The 20600-nt window shown below is 59.2% G+C and carries 16 protein-coding genes; 6 read left to right on the top strand and 10 right to left on the bottom strand.

Translation table 11 applies throughout. The features are described 5' to 3' along the window. Window positions 1-221: 221 nt before the first annotated feature. Together rfbC (ABIA42_RS09545) and ABIA42_RS09540 are read left to right on the top strand one after the other, a co-directional pair. Window positions 222-800 (top strand): dTDP-4-dehydrorhamnose 3,5-epimerase, encoded by a 579-nt coding sequence (gene rfbC / locus ABIA42_RS09545; RefSeq protein ID WP_271586087.1) that lies wholly within the window; start codon window positions 222-224, stop codon window positions 798-800. Between the two features lie 59 nt (window positions 801-859). Continuing rightward, window positions 860-2203: an NAD(P)H-dependent oxidoreductase gene (locus ABIA42_RS09540; RefSeq protein WP_370114009.1), complete on the top strand. Its 1344-nt coding sequence runs from the start codon at window positions 860-862 to the stop codon at window positions 2201-2203. Between the two features lie 520 nt (window positions 2204-2723). On the opposite strand, the gene ABIA42_RS09535 is transcribed toward ABIA42_RS09540, so the two are convergent. From ABIA42_RS09535 to ABIA42_RS09515, 5 genes are all read right to left on the bottom strand, one after another. Next, window positions 2724-3776 carry an NAD(P)-dependent oxidoreductase gene (locus ABIA42_RS09535; RefSeq protein ID WP_158670081.1) on the bottom strand — a complete coding sequence of 351 codons (1053 nt, stop codon included), beginning with the start codon at window positions 3774-3776 and terminating at the stop codon, window positions 2724-2726. 188 nt (window positions 3777-3964) lie between these two features. Further along, entirely contained in the window at window positions 3965-4966 is a 1002-nt protein-coding gene (locus tag ABIA42_RS09530; RefSeq protein ID WP_370114011.1) for an NAD-dependent epimerase/dehydratase family protein, read from the bottom strand. A 232-nt stretch (window positions 4967-5198) separates the two neighbouring features. Next, complete coding sequence (gene wecC, locus ABIA42_RS09525; RefSeq protein WP_370114013.1) at window positions 5199-6461, bottom strand: UDP-N-acetyl-D-mannosamine dehydrogenase; 1263 nt, start codon at window positions 6459-6461, stop codon at window positions 5199-5201. Then, window positions 6454-7578: a non-hydrolyzing UDP-N-acetylglucosamine 2-epimerase gene (gene wecB / locus ABIA42_RS09520; protein WP_370114015.1), complete on the bottom strand. Its 1125-nt coding sequence runs from the start codon at window positions 7576-7578 to the stop codon at window positions 6454-6456. The genes wecC and wecB overlap by 8 nt, the downstream gene beginning before the upstream one ends. 3 nt (window positions 7579-7581) lie before the next feature. Next, complete coding sequence (locus ABIA42_RS09515) at window positions 7582-8376, bottom strand: WecB/TagA/CpsF family glycosyltransferase (RefSeq protein WP_370114017.1); 795 nt, start codon at window positions 8374-8376, stop codon at window positions 7582-7584. Window positions 8377-8565: 189 nt separating this feature from the next. Here ABIA42_RS09515 and ABIA42_RS09510 point away from each other — a divergent pair, with 189 nt between their 5' ends. After that, the gene (locus tag ABIA42_RS09510) at window positions 8566-9471 is read left to right on the top strand and encodes a glycosyltransferase family 2 protein (protein WP_370114019.1); all 906 of its coding nucleotides are present in this window, start codon (window positions 8566-8568) and stop codon (window positions 9469-9471) included. A gap of 22 nt (window positions 9472-9493) precedes the next feature. Here the strand turns inward: ABIA42_RS09510 and ABIA42_RS09505 are convergent, their stop codons facing one another. Genes ABIA42_RS09505 through rfbC (ABIA42_RS09485) form a run of 5 tightly spaced genes read right to left on the bottom strand, consistent with a single transcriptional unit; the run spans window position 9494 to window position 14127 of the window. Continuing rightward, entirely contained in the window at window positions 9494-10663 is a 1170-nt protein-coding gene (locus ABIA42_RS09505; protein WP_370114021.1) for a hypothetical protein, read from the bottom strand. 54 nt (window positions 10664-10717) lie between these two features. After that, window positions 10718-11593, bottom strand: coding sequence for a glucose-1-phosphate thymidylyltransferase RfbA (gene rfbA / locus ABIA42_RS09500; RefSeq protein ID WP_370114023.1), 876 nt, complete (start codon window positions 11591-11593; stop codon window positions 10718-10720). After that, the gene (gene rfbD, locus ABIA42_RS09495; protein ID WP_370114025.1) at window positions 11502-12488 is read right to left on the bottom strand and encodes a dTDP-4-dehydrorhamnose reductase; all 987 of its coding nucleotides are present in this window, start codon (window positions 12486-12488) and stop codon (window positions 11502-11504) included. The genes rfbA and rfbD overlap by 92 nt, the downstream gene beginning before the upstream one ends. 8 nt (window positions 12489-12496) lie before the next feature. Continuing rightward, window positions 12497-13555: a dTDP-glucose 4,6-dehydratase gene (rfbB, locus tag ABIA42_RS09490; RefSeq protein ID WP_370114027.1), complete on the bottom strand. Its 1059-nt coding sequence runs from the start codon at window positions 13553-13555 to the stop codon at window positions 12497-12499. 14 nt (window positions 13556-13569) lie between these two features. Next, on the bottom strand, window positions 13570-14127 hold the full coding sequence (gene rfbC / locus ABIA42_RS09485) for a dTDP-4-dehydrorhamnose 3,5-epimerase (RefSeq protein WP_124158572.1): 558 nt from the start codon (window positions 14125-14127) through the stop codon (window positions 13570-13572). Window positions 14128-14467: 340 nt separating this feature from the next. Here rfbC (ABIA42_RS09485) and ABIA42_RS09480 point away from each other — a divergent pair, with 340 nt between their 5' ends. The 3 genes from ABIA42_RS09480 to ABIA42_RS09470 all read left to right on the top strand — a co-directional run bounded on the left by ABIA42_RS09480 (window position 14468) and on the right by ABIA42_RS09470 (window position 20531). Beyond that, window positions 14468-16789, top strand: coding sequence for an AAA family ATPase (locus ABIA42_RS09480; RefSeq protein WP_370114029.1), 2322 nt, complete (start codon window positions 14468-14470; stop codon window positions 16787-16789). Between the two features lie 100 nt (window positions 16790-16889). Further along, a complete protein-coding gene (locus ABIA42_RS09475; RefSeq protein WP_370114031.1) occupies window positions 16890-18893 on the top strand; it encodes a hypothetical protein in 2004 nt (667 codons plus the stop codon). Window positions 18894-19061: 168 nt separating this feature from the next. Beyond that, window positions 19062-20531 (top strand): exopolysaccharide biosynthesis polyprenyl glycosylphosphotransferase, encoded by a 1470-nt coding sequence (locus ABIA42_RS09470; RefSeq protein ID WP_370114033.1) that lies wholly within the window; start codon window positions 19062-19064, stop codon window positions 20529-20531. The last annotated feature ends 69 nt before the right edge of the window (window positions 20532-20600 follow it).

Below are 20600 nucleotides of genomic sequence, written 5' to 3'. Positions count from 1 at the left end.
GGCCGACCGTTTCGGTCGCCACAGATCGCCTAAAGCGGCTACTACAAGTCTCGCGGTTTAAATACATAAATCAAAATATTCAATAGCGCGCATTTTATATTGCGGGTATTATTAATCAATGATTTTTTTGAAAACCGTTTTGAATTTATTCTCCTGCACGCTATCATTGCTGATATTGCAGCATATTCGAACGCCGGCGGCACGATTATGGAGGAACCCGGGTGATTATAACCGAAACCAGGCTTAAAGGAGCCTACATTATCGATATTGAACGCCGGGAGGATTCGCGCGGCTTTTTTGCGCGAGCTTTTTGCCAGCGAGAGTTCAGGGCCCTCGGCCTCAATCCAGTCATTGCGCAGGCGAATATCGCGTCAAATGTCCGGCGCGGAACCCTGCGCGGCATGCACTTTCAGTTTCCGCCGGCCGCGGAGACGAAGCTGGTTCGTTGCACGCGGGGCGCGATCGTCGACATCATCGTCGACCTGCGACCGGAAAGCCCGACCTACCTGCAACATGTCGCCGTCGAACTGAACGAGACCAATCAGCGGGCACTCTACGTGCCGGAACGTTTTGCTCACGGTTATCAGACTCTCGTCGACAACACCGATACCAGCTACCAGGTGGGTGAGTTCTATGCTCCCGAGGCGGAGAGCGGGCTGATGTACAATGATCCCAAGCTTGGCTTGACCTGGCCGCTTCCGGTTTCCGTGATTTCGGAGAAGGATCAGCACTTCCGCTTGCTCAACGAGGTCGAACCCGAACTGAAAGGGCGGATGGAGCTCGCCGGCATCGAAGGTTGACGCCGACAGCGCGCTGCTCGCAGCCGTTTACCGATCCCCTCCAGTTGAAAGACGCCACGATGATACTTGTCGATCACGCACTGCAAGCCCGTCATGCAGCCGGAAAGCCGATCCGTGTCGGCCTGCTCGGCTCGGGCTTCATGGCTCAAGGGCTCACCAATCAGATCAACAACAGTGTTCCCGGAATGCGGGTGGTGGCTATCTACAGCCGAAAGCCTCGGCGCGGACATGACGTGTTCGGCTATTCCGGCCAGACCGGCGTGGTTGACGCGGACAGCCAGGGGCGGCTCGACAGAGCCATTGCCGCCGGCGTTCCGGCGGTCACCGAGGACGCGTTTCTGATCGCCAGATCGGATCTGATCGACGTGATCGTCGACGTGACCGGATCGGTTGAGCTCGGGGCCCAGGTCGCGCTGGAGGCCTTCAAGCACCAGAAAACTGTCGTACTCATGAACGCGGAGATCGACGCTACGATCGGACCGATCCTGCAAGTCTATGCAAAGAAGTACGGCGGCTCCCTGTCCGCATGCGATGGCGACGAGCCCGGCGTGCAGATGAACCTGGTTCGATGGGTCAAGGGGCTCGGCCTGATCCCGCGCGTTGTCGGCAACATCAAGGGACTGCAGGATCCGTATCGCAACCCCAGCACGCAGAAGGGATTTGCCGAGCAATGGGGACAGAACCCGGCCATGGTGACCAGTTTCGCTGACGGATCCAAGATCAGCTTCGAGCAGACGATCGTGGCCAATGCCACTGGCTTCAAGGTGAGATCACGCGGCATGTCGCGCGGGCTGGAGTATCGCGGCGACGTCATGAAGATCGGCACACTCTACGACATAGACGAGGTCCGCGCCCTGGGCGGAATCATCGACTATCTCGTCGGCACACCGCTGACCAAGGTCTACGTGCTGGCCGAGCACACCGATCCAAAGCAACAGAAGTATTTGAACCTGTACAAAATGGGCGAAGGCCCCCTATATTCGTTCTTCACACCATATCACCTCGTTCATTTCGAAGTGCCGAACTCGATTGCCCGTGCGTTTCTGTTCAAGGATTTGGTCGCCCCTCCGATCGCCGGTCCGGTTGTCGAGGTCTGTGCAGTCGCCAAACGTGATTTGGAGGCGGGCGAGGTGCTCGATGACTATGGAATGTACATGACCTATGGCGAAGCCGTGAACTCCGAGGAAATGAGCCAAATGAAATACCTGCCTGAAGGTCTCGTGGAGGGTTGCAGGTTGCGGCACGCCATCAAGAAGGATGCAGTCCTCACCTACGCGGATGTGGATCTGCCGCCAGGCCGCGTGGCCGACAAGCTGCGTGCAGAACAATACAAGCACTTCAACGGACACACCTGGCTTGAGCAACGGATCACCCGGGACGCCTCGCTCGCTCTCACGGCGTGAACAGCTGGATGACGACCACGTTCGCCGAGCCGTGCCACGCGGGACTGCGTACGCACCGCGAGGAGATCCGCTCGCCCGCCCTACGCGTTGATCCCGAGCGACCGGGTCTCTCCACGAATGTTCATTGCGCCCCCCTCGCCTGACGCGATCGGCGGCTGCATCCAAGCCATTGCGCGTCTTCCCAGCTTGATCCCAGGCAGTTCAATGTGCCGAGCAGGTATGCTCAGGCATGAAAGCGGCAACATCTCTGGAGCAGCTCCGAAGATCGAGCAGGCGCGCGACCCCGAAATATTGGCACCAGGGGATTTGTGAGCGCGCGTCGGTCAGTCGGCCCACAATTCCTGCCATGAAGTAGCCCGTTGCGAGCCGCAGAACTCCGGGGCCCGCCGCGCTTGCCGAAGCTCGGCCCGAATCCGGCCAGCCAGCGCGGCGCCTGCCTCAGCGAAACGCAGAGCTCAACCGCAGCATGAGCGCGCCGATTTCCCGCTCACCGGCTTTTCGCCGCCAGGGAGCCGGCCGCTCACGACACCGCTGCAAGCTGCAGTCTCGATTGGCGCAGGTCGCCACCGAGAATTCTCTCCGCCAGCAGCTTCCGAATATGGCCGATCCGTTGATATCGCGGCCCTTCGAACTCCTCCAATGTCAGCTTTGACGAACGATAGACCCTGTAGAGCTGCTCGGCGCCCATTCGCGCGTCCCAGCGCGGCTGGAATCCCGGCAGCTTGCGCCGGATCTTTTCGAAGCTCACTCGGTAGGATCGCTCATCTGGACTCGCATCCTTCGCAAACTCCACCGTGGAATTCGGCACCACACTCGCGACGATCTCGGCAAGATCCCGAATTCGATAATTGTGAGCAGTCTGGCCGACATTGAATGCCTCATTGAAAACGGATTCGGCTGGCGCCTCCAGTGCGGCAATGAAAGCTCGAGAAATGTCCTCGATGTGGACGATCGGCCGCCAGGGCGAGCCATCCGATTTGAGGTGAATTCGTCCTGTCGTGAACGCCCATGCGACCAGGTTGTTCAGGACAATGTCGAAGCGCAGCCGCGGCGAGACTCCGTATGCCGTCGCCGGCCTCAGATACACCGGGCAAAACCCGCCGCCGGCCAACGCCGAAATATCGCGTTCGGAGGCAACCTTGGATTCTCCGTAGGCCGTCACCGGATTGAGCGGGGCTGTCTCATCGATCATTTCCTCGCCGGCTTTTCCATAGTTGCTGCAGGACGAGGCAAACACGAAGCGACCCACGCCGGCGTGTTTCGCAATCGAGGCCATCCGAACGCTTGCGCGATGATTGATCTCATCCGTCAGTTCCGGCCTCAGATTGCCGAGCGGATCGTTGGAGAGCGCGGCGAGATGCAGCACTGCGTCGAAGCCAACGAGATCCGCCACCTCCGCGTCTCTGACGTCCTTCCGGATGGTCGGGACCTCGAGAATGCTACCGCCGGCGGCGTATGTGCACCGCGAGTAGATATCGCTGTCCATTCCAGTCACCTCGTGACCGGCATTCACCAGCATCGGCGTCAAGACCGTGCCGATGTAGCCAAGATGACCTGTTACAAGAACTCGCATTGCCATTCTCCATCGCACTCAGTTTCATGGACGAAACATTGCCCGGCTTCCGTGTGTCGGCAGCGTCCTCTCGATTCCGGCGCCTCGCCCTATCGAAGGACCGCCTTGAGCACGCAACTCACGGTGCCGGGATGGCTGCTCGTACAGCTTCGGCTTCTTCGCGAGAGCTTGCGGCCCAGAAAGGGACGTCATGAAGCCAGAGCCTGTCGTTGCCGCGTGCTCGCAAGTCCTCGTTCGGAGCGCCACCATTTCACGAACTCCGTCAGTCCGAGCTCGAGCGGCACTGTGGCTTGGAAACCCAGCAGACGTTCCGCTTTGCCTGTCGACGCCACTCGGCGCGGGACAGGGTTGATCGAGTGCTCGGGCGCGATGTGCGGGAGCACGCCGTTGTGACCCATCACTGAAGCCAGGGCCGAAGCGAGCTGCACAAGGCTTGTTTCGATGCCGCTCCCCACGTTGAACACCTCGTCGCTGACCTTTGCCCTCGCGGCAAGGATGGTTGCGCGTGCCGCGTCGCGGACATGAACCAGGTCCAAGGTCTGCTGGTCATGCGCAACTATCACCGGCGGCGTTCCAGCCTCTACTTCCTCCATCCAGCGGATCAACATCTCGGCATATCGATCGTGTACGTCCATTCGGCTGCCATACACGTCAAAGTATCTCAAAGCGATATAATCGAGCCCGTGCATATCGTTATAGGCGCGGAGCAAGCCTTCATTGCAGAGCTTCGCCGTTCCACAGACCGTACGGTTTCCATAGGGGCTCTGATGCTCCGTTGTCGGAAACTCCTCCGCCGCGCCGTAAACCGAAGCCGAAGACGCGGCGACGAACTTCTCGACGTCATACTTCACGCAAAGTTCGAGCAGTTCGAAGGTGCCGTTCACCATGACTTCCATGGCAAGACGCGGTTCGGCCAAACAATGGTCACTGCACGGTGCGGCGTGGTGAAAGATGATGTTGGCTCCCTTTACCAGAGCTTCCACCAACTTGGTGTCGCGCAAGTCGCCGCGAACCAATCGTACCGGTCCTCGGTTGAGCGACTTCCTGAGATTCTCCGGTCGGCCGGTCATCATATTGTCGAGCGCGACGATCTCGATGCAGCCTTCGTCGCACAACAAGTCGACGATATGCGACCCGATGAATCCGGCACCTCCGGTAACGAGAACGCGCTTGCCCTTGAGATCCATCATGACCGCTCTCCCGGTTCTAGGCTAATCGGCCATGTCGAGGCATCACATCCTGAAATACCGCGATCGCAAAGCGTTGCTCGAAAGCGCCTGCTTCGGGCCCCGATGCAGGCTGCTCGTGCCGGATGGCACGCGCGGTCGCAACGTCGATTTGCGATCCCACCGTCTGGGCTTTCGCCTTCAAGTCCAGGAAAGGTATCAAATCGGCAACCTCGCTTCTGGAGGGTCGGCAGCTTCACGTCCGCGCAGGCATATCTTGCCATATACCCCGAGTGTCGATGACGTCGAGATGACGGCGTTCGGCCAGCGGAACCATCTTGAATTCGTCGTGATCGACCAGGAGAAGGGCGATCTCGCACGTGCGCAGCGCCTCGTCTATGTTCAAGAAGCCGGGCCGGTAGTCGGCAAGTTCCGGCGGCAACCGCCGCAGATTCGGCTCGACGAACTTGATACGCTCCCCGTACTTCTTCGCGAGGTGCAGTGCGATCTCCATCGCAGGGCTTTCGCGCAGATCGTCGACATTCGCCTTGAATGTCAGCCCGCAGCAAGCCACGCTGGCGTAAGGATGATCGTCGATCAGGGCCTCGGCGCGTTCAATAATGCTTTCCGTCTTTGCAATGTTGACCTCGCGGCTCGCCCGCATGAGGCGCGCCAGGTCCGGCGCCGAGTCGATAATGAACCACGGATCGACGGCGATGCAATGACCGCCCACACCTGGTCCCGGCCGCAACACGGTCACGCGCGGATGACGGTTGGCGATATCGATGACCTCCCAGACATTGATGTCGAACCTGTCGCAGATCAATGAGAGCTCATTGGCAAATGCAATGTTGGTGTCCCGGAACGCGTTCTCCGTGAGCTTGACCAACTCGGCCGTGCGCGCGGTGGTTGCGACGCAAGCGCCCCGAACGAACATCTTGTAGAAGCGCTGAGCCCGCCGGGTGCAGGCAGGAGTCACTCCCCCGATGCATCGGTCATTGTTGATGAGTTCACTCAAGATCCGCCCGGGCAACACGCGCTCCGGACAATAAGCGACGTAGACGGCACCATCCTCATGACCGTTGACGCCAATTCTCAGATTGGGCCTGTGTTCGCTGATCCGCCTGGCGATTCCTTCAGTGGTTCCGATGGGCGAGGTCGATTCGAGAATGACGAGGTTACCCGGTTGAAGCAGATTCAGTATGGTCTCGACCGCGGCATTCACGTTCGACAGATCCGGACGGTTGCTTTCGTCAATCGGTGTGGGCACCGCGATGATGAAGACGTCGGCGGGTTGCGGTTCACTTGATGTCGTCAACGCCCCGCTCGACACCACTTTGGAAACGAGACCATCGAGGTCTGGCTCTGAGATGTGAATGGCTCCCGAGCCGACCGTCCTGACCACATAGTCCTTTGTGTCTACCCCGACCACCTGGAGGCCGCGGCTGGCTATCAGCGCGGCCGTCGGCAGACCGATGTAGCCAAGTCCGACGACGGTAACTTTCTGGAATTCAGGCATCAAGAAGCACCTTCACGATCCGCTCGCTCGCCCGCCCGTCACCGAAGGGATTGTGGGAGCGAGCCATAGCCGAATAAGTCTCATCGTCGTCAAGAAGACGAAATGTTTCGTGGACGATCCTGTCGTAGTTCGCTCCGACCAGTCGTGCGGTCCCGGCTTCGACGCCCTCTGGACGCTCCGTCGTCTCGCGCATCACGAGGACAGGCTTTCCGAACGTCGGCGCCTCCTCTTGCACGCCTCCCGAGTCAGTCAGCACCAGATATGATAGCGACAGAAGGCTGACGAAATCGGTGTACTCCTGGGGAGAAATGAGTACGACGCGCGGATGATCGGCGAGCCGGCTCGCAAACACGTCGCGAACGTTCGGGTTCGGATGAACCGGAAGTACGACGGCAACGTCCTCCCTGCTCAGGATCGTCTCCAGTGCATTGACGACGTTGAAAACTCCCCCGCCGAAATTCTCGCGGCGATGGCAAGTGACCAGGATGATGCGGCGGTTGCCGTGGCGCTTCTTGATTCCGTCCCATCGGGACGAGAGCTGCGGATCGGCTTCGACCATGGCCTTCGCGAGGATCAGCGCGTCGACGACAGTATTTCCAGTAACATGAATGCGATCCTTGGAGACGTTCTCCGCCCGCAGCGCTCTCGCCGCCCGCTCGGTCGGCGCGAAATGCTGATCGGCGATCGAGCCGACAATCTTGCGGTTCACCTCCTCCGGCCAGGGCGCGAAGATATCTCCACTTCGCAGTCCCGCCTCGACGTGCGAGACCGGGATGCGGTGATAGTACGACGCCAGCGCACCTGCCATGGCCGTCGCAGTGTCACCCTGGACAATCACTCTGGTGGGCTTCACCCTCTCCAGAACTTCTCCGATCTGCGCCAATAGCCGGCCGGTCAGACTATCGAGCGTCTGATTCACCGTCATGACGTCGAGATCGAAATCCGGGACCACCTTGGCCACCTTGAGAACCTGGTCGAGCAGCTCCCTGTGCTGCGCTGTCGCGCAGACCGTGAGGGCGATGTCCTTGTTCGCTTCCGCCTTGAGCCGATTGATCACCGGAAACAGCTTGATCGCTTCAGGCCTGGTTCCCAACAGGATGAGAAAATGCTTTCGCACGTCTCACCCTCCGATCCGGCCTGCCCCGGGGGGCAGCACACTGTACATGCCGGGCGCCCGTCGAAACGCCTGCCGCGCGAAGGCTTGCGTCAAGATTCCCGCAAATAGCGTGTTCGTCCTGGCATACCGCCACCACATCCGTCTGGGCTCCTGATAGATGCGATACAGCCATTCGAGGCCGAATTGCTGCATGTGAATGGGAGCTCGCAGAACCGAGCCCGCGAGAACGTCAAACCCGCCACCCACGCCCATGATGAACGGGACGCCGAGCTCGTCGCGGTGAGCCGCAAGAAAGCGTTCCTTCCGCGGCGTGGGCATGCCGATGAACAGGCAATCGGCGCCACTGGACCGAATATCGCGGACGACCTCGTTCTCCTGCTCGCTGGAAAAATACCCGTCCTTGATCCCGGCAAAGACAAGCGAGGGATGCTCGTCCCGGACACGCTGCGCCGCCTGTTGCACGACGGCGGGTGTGGCTCCAAGAAAATACGGTCGGAGGCCCTCTTGCGCGCACACTTTGAGCAGCTCGCCGAGTAGATCCACGCCGGTCACTCGCGACGTTGCCGGGAGACCGAGCGCTCGCGCTCCCCAAAGGATACCCATGCCGTCGATTCCGACGATGTCGCTGCTGGCGACATCGGCGGCAAGCACCGGATCGGAGCGCATGTTGACGAGCTTCGCGACGTTGAGAGCCACATGCTGCAGACGTTGACGGTTTCGCATGGCCTTGCGCGCGAGGTCGACGGTTTCTGCCATGGTCAAGATATCGATGGGGCACCCTAGAAAGTAGGCACGCATGGGTTCCTCCCCCGGCCGAAATTCGCCTTCAGCGAAATATCGCCTTCCAATTGAACTTAAATAATATCTAGATAATAATGCCCGCGATTTTATTTGCAAGTTATATTGATATTATATTGTGGCTTAAATACCGGGCAAACGGCGCGCGTCGACCGCCGAAGCGCAGCCACCGACGACGGAGAGAATTAAATGACGATTAAACGCAAACGGATCTCGGTCGTTGTTCCACATTTAAATCAACCCGGCGCACTGAAGACTTGCCTGGCGAGTCTCGATGCGCAGAGCATTCCCCGGGATTGGTTCGAGATCGTTGTCGTTGACAACGGCTCCGTAACCTTGCCGACCGACGTCGTCGCTCAATATCCGGGCGTACGACTGTTGTGCGAGGCGCGGCCCGGGCCGGGCCCGGCGCGCAACACCGGAGTTGCTGCCGGGAGCGGCGAGGTGCTCGCCTTCATCGACGCCGATTGCAGGGCACATCCGGATTGGCTGAGCAGCGTATGGCGCTCACTGCATTCGCTCCCGCCGGGGACAGTGCTCGGTGGAGACGTCCGCATCTGGCGGGACGCAAAGCCACACCTGGACGCCATCGCGGCCTACGAGAGCGTCTTCGCCTATCGCTTCAAGCTCTATATCGAGCGCGACGGCTATTGCGGCACCGGCAACATGGCGATGTTTCGTCGGGATTTCCATTCCGTCGGCCCGTTCGCAGGGATCGACGTGGCGGAGGACATGGAGTGGGGACAACGCGCGCAGCGTGCCGGGCTTCGATTTCGGTACATCCCGGAAATGATCGTCTTCCACCCGGCAAGGAACTCTCTCCGGGAGCTATATGTCAAGTGGGACCGGCAGCTCCTGCACTACCGCAACATGGCCGACGGCAAGCCGGCATGGAGATTGCGCTGGATTGCGCAGACCCTGCTTGTCCTGGCTTCGCCCGCTCCGGGCATCATCACGATCTTGGCCAGCGACCGGCTCTCCGGTATCGGAACCCGGACCAAGGCGATTGCGGTCATGTGCGCCGTAAGAATGCATCGGGCTATCACGATGCTGTCGTTGCTGCGCAATCGGCGAGCCGTCGCCTGGAATCGCTAGCACAACATTCGTGCCCGCAGCGTCAGGCCGGTACGGGTATCTTGCCAAAGGCCGCGTTGTGGGTCAGTTCGAGCAGGTCAGCTCGCTGGCCAAACGACCACAATATCCAACCCAGTTCGTAGCTACGGCATTCCAGCCGAAGTCCAACGCCGGAACTTTCGATTAGCACGGCGTCGCGTCCGGAGTAGGCATTCTTGATTGCACGCAACATCCTCGGCACTCTGGTCGTCAGCTCCTGCTTTCGAATCTGAGAGCGGATCGACAGCCCGAGATCGGGCACCAGCATCGAGCGACGAAGCTGGTTCTTGCCCAGGACCCAATTAAATCCCTTGATCAAGGCATTCCGCGCCCCTGGAACTCGATAGCGCTCCGCCCACTCCAGCAGCGCCGGAGCCATGCCGTACTGGTGCACCGAGTAGACTTCATAGAAATCAAGCACGCGGCCCGCGGCCGCATCGAAAAACCAGGGCCACTCGCCGTCGGGCCCTTGAAGCGCAATCAACTTGCGTACGCAGGCGTCCGCGTTGGCGAGCGCCGATGCCTCGCCTGCGAATTCGCCATAGTGATAGCACGCAATTGAGAGATAGATTTGCGTGGCGAACGAAGCGAAGCGCCGCCGAAATCCCGATGCTGCGTCGAAGAACAGCCCTGATCCGCTGTGGAATCGCTCCTCGAGAAAGCGATACAGCGGAGCGGCAAAACGCACCCACTCCTTGTCGCCGGCCCTGGCCCGAGCCACCACGCCCGTCAACAGCATACCCAAATCCTGGGCCCGAAACGACTCCCATCCGGACTGATCGCTCAAGAGCCCCTTCACTTCGCGCCTCACCTGCTCGGGTAGCTCGAACCCGAGTTCTGCGGAAGCCCAAAGTGCCATTCCCAGTGCATATTTTGGTACCGAAAGGGCCGTGAGCTCGACCGCATTCCGATGGAATGTTTCCGATAGATTGATGCCCCCGGGAACGTCCCTGATCCTCGACATTCCGAGCAGAACGTTAAGCGTGTAGAACACATCGCTGCGCCGCAAGGACTCGTTTGGCGAAGCCCGTCCGTCCAGATGGTAGATATGTGACCAGCAGCCGTGTTCAGGTAGCCAGCACCGCTCCAATCCCCTGAGCGCATAGCGCACCAGCGGGGAATTCTGCGAAAAATCGGGCATCAAAGTCCCGCTCTTGATAGGGCTGATGTTCATCGAAGAACCATGAGTTAACTCGTTTCGACGTCTGCGGACGATTCAGCCCGGTCCTCAAGTCACGAGAGACCCGATCTCGCGCAAATACTGACCGTAGCCACTCTTCTCCAACGGCCGCGCCAACTCTTCGATCTGGTCGCGGTCGATGAAGCCCTGCCTCAACGCAATTTCCTCGAGACACGCAACCTTCATCCCCTGACGCTTCTCGAGCGTCTGCACGAACATCGCCGCATCGATGAGCGACTCCACTGTCCCGGTATCCAGCCAGGCGAAACCCCGCCCCATCCGCTCGACATGAAGCGCCTTGGCGGACAGATACCGCATCTGCAGATCGGTGATCTCGAGTTCGCCGCGCGGCGACGGCTCGATGCGCCGCGCATAACGTACGACGTTGTTGTCGAAGAAATAGAGGCCTGTGATCGCCCAGTTCGAGCTCGGCTGCCTCGGCTTTTCCTCGATTCGCAGTGGGCTATCGCGCTCGTCGAACGTGACGACTCCGTACCTCTCCGGGTCTCGTACATGGTAGGCGAAGACGGTTGCACCTTCCTCACGCTCGGCGGCCCTTGCGAGCAGTTCGCTCAGGCCGTCGCCAAAGAAGATGTTGTCTCCGAGCACCATCGCAACGCGATCGTTCCCGATGAAGTCGGCGCCAACAATGAACGCATCCGCAAGACCAGCGGGTCGGGGCTGCTCCGCATAGCTGAGCCTGACCCCCCATTGACAGCCGTCCCCCAGCAAGCGCTCGAACTGACACCGATCGGACGGCGTGGTTATGATCAGAATCTCGCGCACGCCTGCCAACATCAGCGTTGACAGCGGATAGTAGATCATCGGCTTGTCATAGATGGGCAGTAGCTGCTTGCTGACCGCTCTCGTGATTGGATACAGTCGAGTTCCGCTGCCGCCAGCCAGCACTATTCCTTTCAGCATCGATTCCACCTTCCGCGAGTTGGTCGAGACAGGTTTCGAGAGAGCAACGCCATGACGGCAATCGAATGCCCAGGACGCGTTCGGCCCTGGACGAATCGAGGCGCGAATTCCGCGGCCGTCGCGCGGCCGTCTGGTACTGTTCGCTCGTGATTGCCTCGAGCTGCGGCACTCGGAATCCTCGATGAGCGAGCAAGTCGAAAATCGCTTCGGCGAAGCCATGCCAGGTCGTCTCACCTTGTCCAGCAAGATGAAAAATGCCGGCCATGGCTCTACGATCATGGGTCAGCAGCCGTCCCGAGAGCTGAAGGATCGCCGACGCAAGGTCGAGCGCGGATGTTGGATTTCCGTATTGATCCTGGACGACTCTGACGATTGGTTGCGCTTCACGGAGCCGCAGCATCGTCCGAAGGAAGTTGTTGCCATAGGGACTATATACCCAGGACGTGCGAATTACAGTTGCGAGCGGGTGAGCGGCCAGAACGGCAGCCTCGCCGGCCAATTTCGACGCGCCGTACACATTCAATGGCGCAGGAACGTCGCTCTCCTCGTAGGCCTCCGACTTTGTGCCGTCGAAGACATAGTCGGTTGAGATGTGGATGAACGGGATATTCATTTGCCATGCCACATCGGCCAACGCAGCCGCTGCGTCGCGATTGATGTTGAACGCTCTTGCTACTTCCGATTCTGCCAGGTCCACCGCCGTGTAGGCGGCCGCGTTGATGATCACGGACGGTGCGAGCGGATCGATCGTTTGGCGGAGCTCCCCATGAGCCTCCAGATTGAATTCGGCGCGTCCAAGCGCGACCACGGGCATGCTGTGCAGCACCGCGAGGTCATGAAGACACCTTGCCAACTGACCATTGCGACCAGCAATCAAAACGGGCCTTTCGGTCATTTGCAGCCTCAATGTTGTGTAGCAAGGAGCCCCAGACGCGAGCCGTCATAGATCCCGCTGCGGGCATGCTCCCACCACGAGCGGCTCTTGAGATACCATGCGACGGTTTCGGCCAGCCCCTGCTCGAACGTCCTCGTGGGCTGCCAGCCAAGCTCACGACGAGCCTTCGATGCGTCAATCGCGTAGCGGATGTCGTGTCCCGGACGATCTGGCACGAAAGTAATCATCGATCGTCTCGTTGCCGGACCGGGATACAGCCTGTCGACGACGTCGCAGATCTGGGTGACGACGTCGAGGTTGGAGCGTTCGCTATCGCCGCCGAAATTGTACTTTTCGCCGGGCTTGCCTTCCAACAGAAGCGTGATCAGACCTGCCGCATGATCTTCAACATGCAGCCAGTCGCGTACGTTTCGACCGTCGCCGTACACCGGCAGCGGCCTGCGCTCGATCGCATTGAGGATCGTCAAAGGGATGAGTTTTTCCGGAAACTGAAACGGCCCGTAGTTGTTCGAGCAATTCGATACCATTACTGGCAGACCATAGGTCTTGAACCACGCAAGCGCGAGGTGATCTGAGGCTGCCTTGCTTGCCGAGTAGGGCGAGCTCGGCCGGTAGGGCGTTTCCTCCCGGAAGTAGTCGGCGGGCCCGAGTGAACCGTAGACCTCGTCCGTCGAGACGTGAATGAAGCGAAACCGCTTTCGTCGCGGCGGCGAGAGGCCCTCATAGTATTTCCTGGCTGCTTCCAACAGCGTGTAGGTGCCCACGATGTTCGTCGCAATGAAAGCCGCCGGACCGGTGATCGAGCGGTCGACGTGACTCTCGGCTGCGAGGTGAACGACCGCGTCAGGCTGGCAGCTGCTGAACACGAAATCCATGGCTTCGCGATCGCAGATATCCTGCTGCTCGAACAAATAGGACTTTAGCCCCTCGATGGGCGCCAACGAGGCTGGGTTGGCCGCATAGGTCAGCTTATCGACATTGATCACTGTAGCGCCCTTCTGCAGCACCAGGCTGCGGCACACTGCAGAGCCGATAAATCCCGCTCCCCCGGTCACCAGAACGCGCATCCGACCGCTCTCCGTCACTCAAAAACGGCTGCAAGCTGATCCAACCCGGGCAGCGACCTGTCCTTTGGCGACACCTGGGCTTCAACTGTCGTTACCGGCCACTCGATCTCGAGCGCCGGATCGGCCCAATAGAGCCCCGCGTCGTGGCTTGGAGCGTAGACCTGGTCGACCTTGTAGAACACGACGGTCTCGGGTTGCAGCGTGCAGAAACCGTGCGCAAAGCCTTTCGGGACAAGCAGTTGCTCGCCCGTTTGGCTGTCCAGCTTGACGGCTACATGCTTTCCGAAGGTCGCCGACGAACGCCGAAGATCGACTACGACATCGAGAATCGCGCCGCTCAGCACGCGTATGAGCTTGGCCTGGGCGAACGGCGGTCGCTGGAAGTGCAAGCCCCGGACTGTCCCGGCCTTGTCCGAGCTGGATTGATTGTCCTGAACGAAATCGACGAGAATCCCTTTTTCTGCGAACGCGGATCGCCGAAACGTCTCACAGAAATATCCCCTGGCGTCGGAATGTCGATCCGTATGAATCATTTTAATATCCGGGATCTCTAAACACCGTACTTCCAGCATGAAAATGTCCTCCGGTACCACCCAAGCGTTCATCCGTCGTTGAATGATCGGATAGCCCCGGAGCGATTTTCACATTCACCATGAGCTTCGACGGACCACGCATTAATCAAGCAATTCAGACCCACTTTAACTACATCCGGCGGATGCCTTCCGGCGCAGGAACCGCGCCGGCAAGGCTGGCAAAATCACCTTCCCGCATCGATCGTCAAATTAATACTCGAATAACATTTAATTTGGCAATCAGATTTTTCTCATATATATTCAATTAATAAATCGTGAACCAAACGCTCGCGCACGCGGGCGACCAATTCGGCGCGCCCCCCGACCAGACAGGTACCCGATGCTTCAGAGCAATCTACAGACCGACAGAACACGTTTGACTCTGGGCGGCCAGGCCCAGTCGAACCAAATCAACGGCGGGGGAATCGGCGATCTCGTCAAGTTCGTGATCGTCTTCTTGAGGCGCCGATATCTCATGATCATCGTCACCGCGGCTCTCGTATTCGCTGCTGCACTGCTCTACCTGCGGTTCGCGCCCTCCACCTACACCGCTCAGGTACAAATCCTGCTGTCGAATCCCCGGGCTCAATTCGTTCAGCAACAGTCACTTCTTCCGGAGCCCGTCGTCGACGCGGCCCAGATCGAAACGCAGCTGCAAATGATAAGGTCGCGGGGAATTGCAGCGTCAGTCATAACGCAGCTGGATCTCGCCAACGATCCAGATCTCACCGGTTCGCGGTGGTCGTTCAGCTCGCTGCTGCAGCGCATTCGAAACCGTGGCCAGCAGCCAGAGCACGATTCGAAGGCTGACACGCCCAACGAAGGCGCGATTGCCGCGCTGGTGAATCGGCTCACCGCGTACCGGGTCGGATATAGCAAGATCATCGAGGTCAGCTACAGTTCGAGCAATGCGGGTCGCGCGGCGGAGGTCGCCAATGCCGTTGCCAATGCGTACATCAACGACCAGATGAATGCCAAATTCGAGGCGACGCGAACGGCAGCCAGTTGGTTGCAGGAACGTCTCCAGAACCTCAATGAGCAAGCACTGACGGCCGAACGCGCCGTGAGCGCGTATAAGTCCCAGAACAACATCGTATCGACCGGCGGAAAATCGATTGACGAACAGCCCGTCAACGATCTCAACGCCCGATTGGTAGCCGCCCGAACCCAGACCTCCGATGCGCAGGTCAAGTTCAACCGCTACGACGCGATTCTGCGCGCCAACGCAGCCGGCTCATCCACCATCAGCGCTCCTGACGCGGCGAGCGCCGATGTGCTCCAGAGCTCGATCATCACTACGCTGCGCCAGCAGTATCTCGAATTGTCACGTCGCGAGGCCGATTGGTCGACCCGGTTCGGCCGGGATCATTTGGCGGTTGTCAACCTGCGGGCTCGGATCCGTGACATTCGCACATCCATCCTCGAAGAGGTCAGGAGGCTCGCCGAAGCCAGCAAGAACGAATTGGAAGCTGCTCGACAGCGGCAGCAGGAACTCGAGAAGCAGCTTGCCCGGGCCGTCTCACAATCACGTCTGACGAACTCCGCAGAACTGACCATCCGGGACCTGGAAAGCCGAGCGAAGAGTCTGCGCGCCATGCATGAGGCGTTTCTGCAGCACTCGATGGGAGCGACTCAGCAGGAGACATTTCCGATTGCGGAAGCACGGGTGATCTTTCCCGCCTCCCCGCCAGAGCGCAAGAGCAAGCCCAAGGCAAACCTGGTGCTGGGCTTCGGCCTGGCCGCGGGACTTGCACTCGGGATTGGCCTGGCCCTTCTGAGAGACGTTATGGACAGAGTTTTTCGCACCTCTTCACAGGTGGAAACCGCACTGGAGCTGCCGTGCCTGTCGCTCGTCCCCTTGCTGTCGCCGCCCAAGGCGCAGAAGTCGACGGTCCGGTCCCAGCAATCGGAGGAAGATCTGCGATCACGCACGATTTCAAACGTGCCGACTCTTCATAGAGCTGTCGTCGGGATGCCGCTCTCCCGCTTCACGGAAGCGATCCGTTCGATCAAGCTTGCTATTGACCACACCCCCGCGAAGGCCTCCAACCAGGTGATCGGAATCACGTCGGCACTGCCAAATGAGGGCAAGACGACGGTTGCAGCCTCTCTCGCTCACCTCATCGGACATAGCGGAAAACGGGCTATTGTAGTCGATTGCGACCTTAGAAACCCTTCACTCTCCGCGGCCATGGCTCCGAAAGCTGCATTCGGATTGCTCGAGGTGGCGAACGGAAAGCGTTCCCTCGAAGAGGCGCTGTGGCACGATCCCAGAACCAATCTCGCATTCTTGCCGGCCGTCCGGCGTGGACCCCTGCTTCACACGAGCGAGATTCTTTCCGCCCAGAACATAAGCAAGCTGTTCGACAGTTTGCGTCAGACCTATGACTACGTCATCGTGGATTTCCCCCCACTCTCGCCTCTGGTGGATGTGCGGGTCACTGCGCCGCTGATCGACTGCTACGTTCTTGTCGTCGAATGGGGACACACGAAAATCGATGTGGTCCAACATGCCTTGCATACCGCGCCGACCATCTCCGATTCCCTGATCGGCGTCGTCCTCAACAAGACTGATATGAGGTCGATGGCACGGTACGACGCTCACCGAAGTGACTACTACGATGACAGCCACTACATCAGATATGGCTTGTCGGACTCTTAGGATGACTCTCTCTGGCATACGTCGGGCCTAACGATGGAGTCAGCGCCTTCTGCAACATGCTCTCCGTTCTTGGGCGGGTCAGAGTCAGAGATGGTGTAAAATGGTTATCCGGTCCACGATGCTCGCTGTTCCTGCGGCCATTGCTGCGGCTTTCGCCGTGATCGAGGACCTACCGGGTCCAGCGGTGCTATCGGGCGTCCTTGCGGCCGCTATGCTGGCCGTCGGCCTCTTTTCCACATCGTCAACCCTCGCCAGATTCGCCAAGCTTCTACGGCCCCTCTTCATTCTGGCTCTCGCCGCACCGGTGCTTTGGATCGCCTTGCAAGTTGTTCCGGTCCCGCTCCGCGGTTTAGGAAATCAGATCTGGGCGACAGCCTCGGCGGCCCTGGGGCAACCTCTTGCAGAGAGGTTCTCGGTTGACGTACGCGAGACGATACTGGCGCTTTCACATTACAACGTTGTCCTCGCTGCCGCCCTGGTCACCGCAGTCGTTGCTCTGGACAAGCAGCGCGCCGCGCAGGTCCTCTACATCCTCGTATCGATCACCACCACGATCGGCATCTTTTCGATATGGAGAAATGGCGACCAGAGCGGTTCCCCGCCAGCCGAGTACATCTGGACAGGCTCGACCGTGGCGGCACTTGGTGTCCTTCTCTCCACTGCAATGGCTATCCGTGGGATCGACCAGTTATGGCAGCCCAAACGCCCCCCTCGCCTGCCAACGGGGCCGCTCGCCATTCTTACCTGCGCAATTCTATCGTTGATAGTCTCCCTTGCGGCAGTCGCGCTTTGTAGCGGCTCGACCGCGCTGATTGCCGTTCTGCTCGGAGCGACGGCCATCCTCACGGTGGTCGCTATTCGCAGATGGTTCTTTGGCCTATGGGGCAGAGCCGGCGTTTTCGCGACCGCCGCCATGTTGTACGTCGCCAGCTTCGCGTTCATTCCGATCAATCGGAATACCGACCTGACGATCGCCTTGTCGACGCAAGCTGGGGCAGCAACAGAGCGGATGCTGCAGGACACTCACCCGATCGGGACCGGTGCAGGTACGTTTGTTGCGCTGCTGCCGATTTATGGGGACGTTGGCATGCACGCAATGCGCGAACGGCCGACCGCCGCCGCGGAGATCGCGGTCGAAATGGGACGCACGTTCCTCTGCGGCCTGTTGATAGTCGCCATGATCAGCGCCTGCATCCTGTTCGGGCGCGCCTTATCTCGCAAACACGCTTACCTATACCCAGCCCTTGGCGCAGGCGCTTCCGTTTCGTTGACAATACTCGCCTTTGCCGAAAACAGCCTTTTCGATCTGTACGCTTCGCTGCTGATCGCGGCGGTTTACGGCCTTGCTTTTGCTCAAAGCCTGCCCGGTAAAGCGCGCGATGCGGAGTCCACGGAGTTGCGGCAGCTTACGCAAGCAGCCGGCGACCGAGCCACGGCAGCGCAACGAATTCCTTCGACTAGGATCGCTTCGCCATGGCCTCTGCCCCGCGTCGCTCTGACAATGATTGGATTGCTGTTAGCCGCGCAAGCGGCTTGGATGGTCTCGCAAAGCTGGCCTTTTGGTGATCGCCTCTCAATTACGCCGGTTGCCGGTTCGAACGAAGCCTGGACCTCAGCGCTCCGATCCAAGCGCGAGACTGTCAAGACGACCTCCGGACACACTGCAACTAAGTCTGACAAGGTCACAGACCTGCAGACCATGGGCGGGTCCGCGGACTTGGGTGCTCTTGCTGCAGTGCTGAAATACTCCCCCCTTCGAGGCGACGTTTGGCTCGTACTTGCAGCACTGTCGAAGCAGCACAGGGCGACCTATGACACGACAAGCTTACTCAAGATGTCCTACTATACTGCACCAAACGCGCTGAATCTCATTCCGATGCGACTTTCGGTCGCTCTCGGCACAGATACTGCGATCAAGGAACCTGAGCTTCAAGATCTTATCCGGCACGACCTTAAAGTTGCTATTAACAGCCGGATCGCACTCCGGCCAGCCATTGCCGCCGCATACCAGGCGGCATCGGCAGACGGCAGGGCGTTTGCAGAGAGCTCAATTTCGGAGCTAGACCCCGGGTACGTACAGAAACTGCGCTCACGAGTCCCATAGCAGTTTTCGGCAGTACGCCTCCGGCGGCGGTCGCATCCTGATCGACCCGAACTGATGTCGCGGCCACTTTAATATTTTCTCATTAAATACTGATCTCAACGAATTTATTTGACTAGCATGCCTTGGTTTATAGTATATTAATTTAAAGGAGTTCTTCGTAGATTAGCCATGAATTTTATCAATCGGCATATCGGCGACCATGGCAGTGATCTGGCTGCCGTCAACTCACCCTCATCCACTGCGGATGAAGGCATATGGCCCGTCCGGTACGAATCGATCGAATTTGTAGCGATCTGCGCCGATATCGCGACCATTCTATTCGCCGGCTTCCTTTCCACACTTCTTTTTTCACCCGCCGGCCGGGCACCAGCCGGCCTGGCCCAGGCATGCGCCTACGCGGCAGTAGCATCAGTACCCTTCGTCTACATTCTGAAAGGCAGGGGACTATATCGACCAACCGAACTCCTCGTACTCCGAAGCCAGGTTCGCGCCATTTGCCTCACATGGGTTCTTTTGCACGTCCTGGCCGTCGCTGTGGAGATGCTCGACGACAATTCACACTTCTTCCAAGGTGCCGGCCTCCTGTTTGCCGCACTCGGCTTGGCATCCTTGATTGCGCAACGGTGCGTCACCAGAATTCTGCTGATAAGATGCTTCAGTGGCAGGAGGTTCGCTCGGACGAATCTCGTCCTGATCACCGATCAGCCGCCTTCCACTCATGCTGGTCTGTCGGAGACTCTCTCGGTGCTCGGCTATTGCGTTAAGAGCCGCTTTGGCTTGCCTGCGATAGGCTCGGACCCCGACTCCAGAAAACGGCTCAGCTCCCGTGTCATCGAGCACATTCGTAATTCCGAAGTCGACAAAATCGTGCTGGAGGCCAAGCCGGAACGATGGGCCGAGCTTCGTGCCTTTATCTCCGACCTGAGAGTGTTACCATTCCCGATCGTGTTTGTCCCAGTTGGCGCTGCATCCGAACTGCTTCGACATCCGACACGGAGCTTGGGAAGTGCAGCTTGCGTTGAGATCCAGCCCGGCTCCCTCACCGCAATCGAGCGCGCGAGCAAGCGAACACTCGACATAGTCGGTGCAGGACTTACCCTGACGATCTGTGCACCATTGCTCGCGATAGCTGCAGTCGCAATCAGATTGGATTCTGCCGGCCCAATCCTTTTCAAGCAACAGCGATGCGGCTTCAATGGCCGCATATTTTCAATCCGAAAGTTTCGGACGATGCATGTGCTCGAGAATGGACCTGTCGTCGTTCAGGTAACGCCTCTCGACCCCCGCATCACCAGGGTCGGCAGATGGTTGCGCCGAACGAGCCTCGACGAGCTACCGCAGTTGTTGAATGTCCTAGACGGCAGCATGTCGCTGGTAGGCCCACGCCCCCATGCCGTGGCTCACGACGGACAGTTCGACAAGCTCGTCCGGAAGTACGCCTTCCGACGCCGAGTGAAGCCGGGATTGACCGGATGGGCCCAAATTCATGGCTGCCGCGGACCGACGCCTACACCGACCATGGTTGAGAGGCGCGTGGAGTACGATCTCTGGTACATCGACAATTGGAGTCTTCGGCTCGATCTTGAGATCCTGCTCCGGACTCCTCTTGAGGTTTTGCGGGGCCGCAATGCCTGTTGAGTTGCATTCCTACTGGCGGCTCTCCCGCCAATCACTTTTCAGCCGCGCGGAACTGAATCGTGCGATCGG

The sequence above is a fragment of the Bradyrhizobium sp. USDA 327 genome, assembly GCF_041262065.1.
Lineage (GTDB): Bacteria > Pseudomonadota > Alphaproteobacteria > Rhizobiales > Xanthobacteraceae > Bradyrhizobium > Bradyrhizobium liaoningense.
Note: the sequence above shows the minus strand (reverse complement) of the source record. Positions and strands in the feature narration are given on the sequence as shown.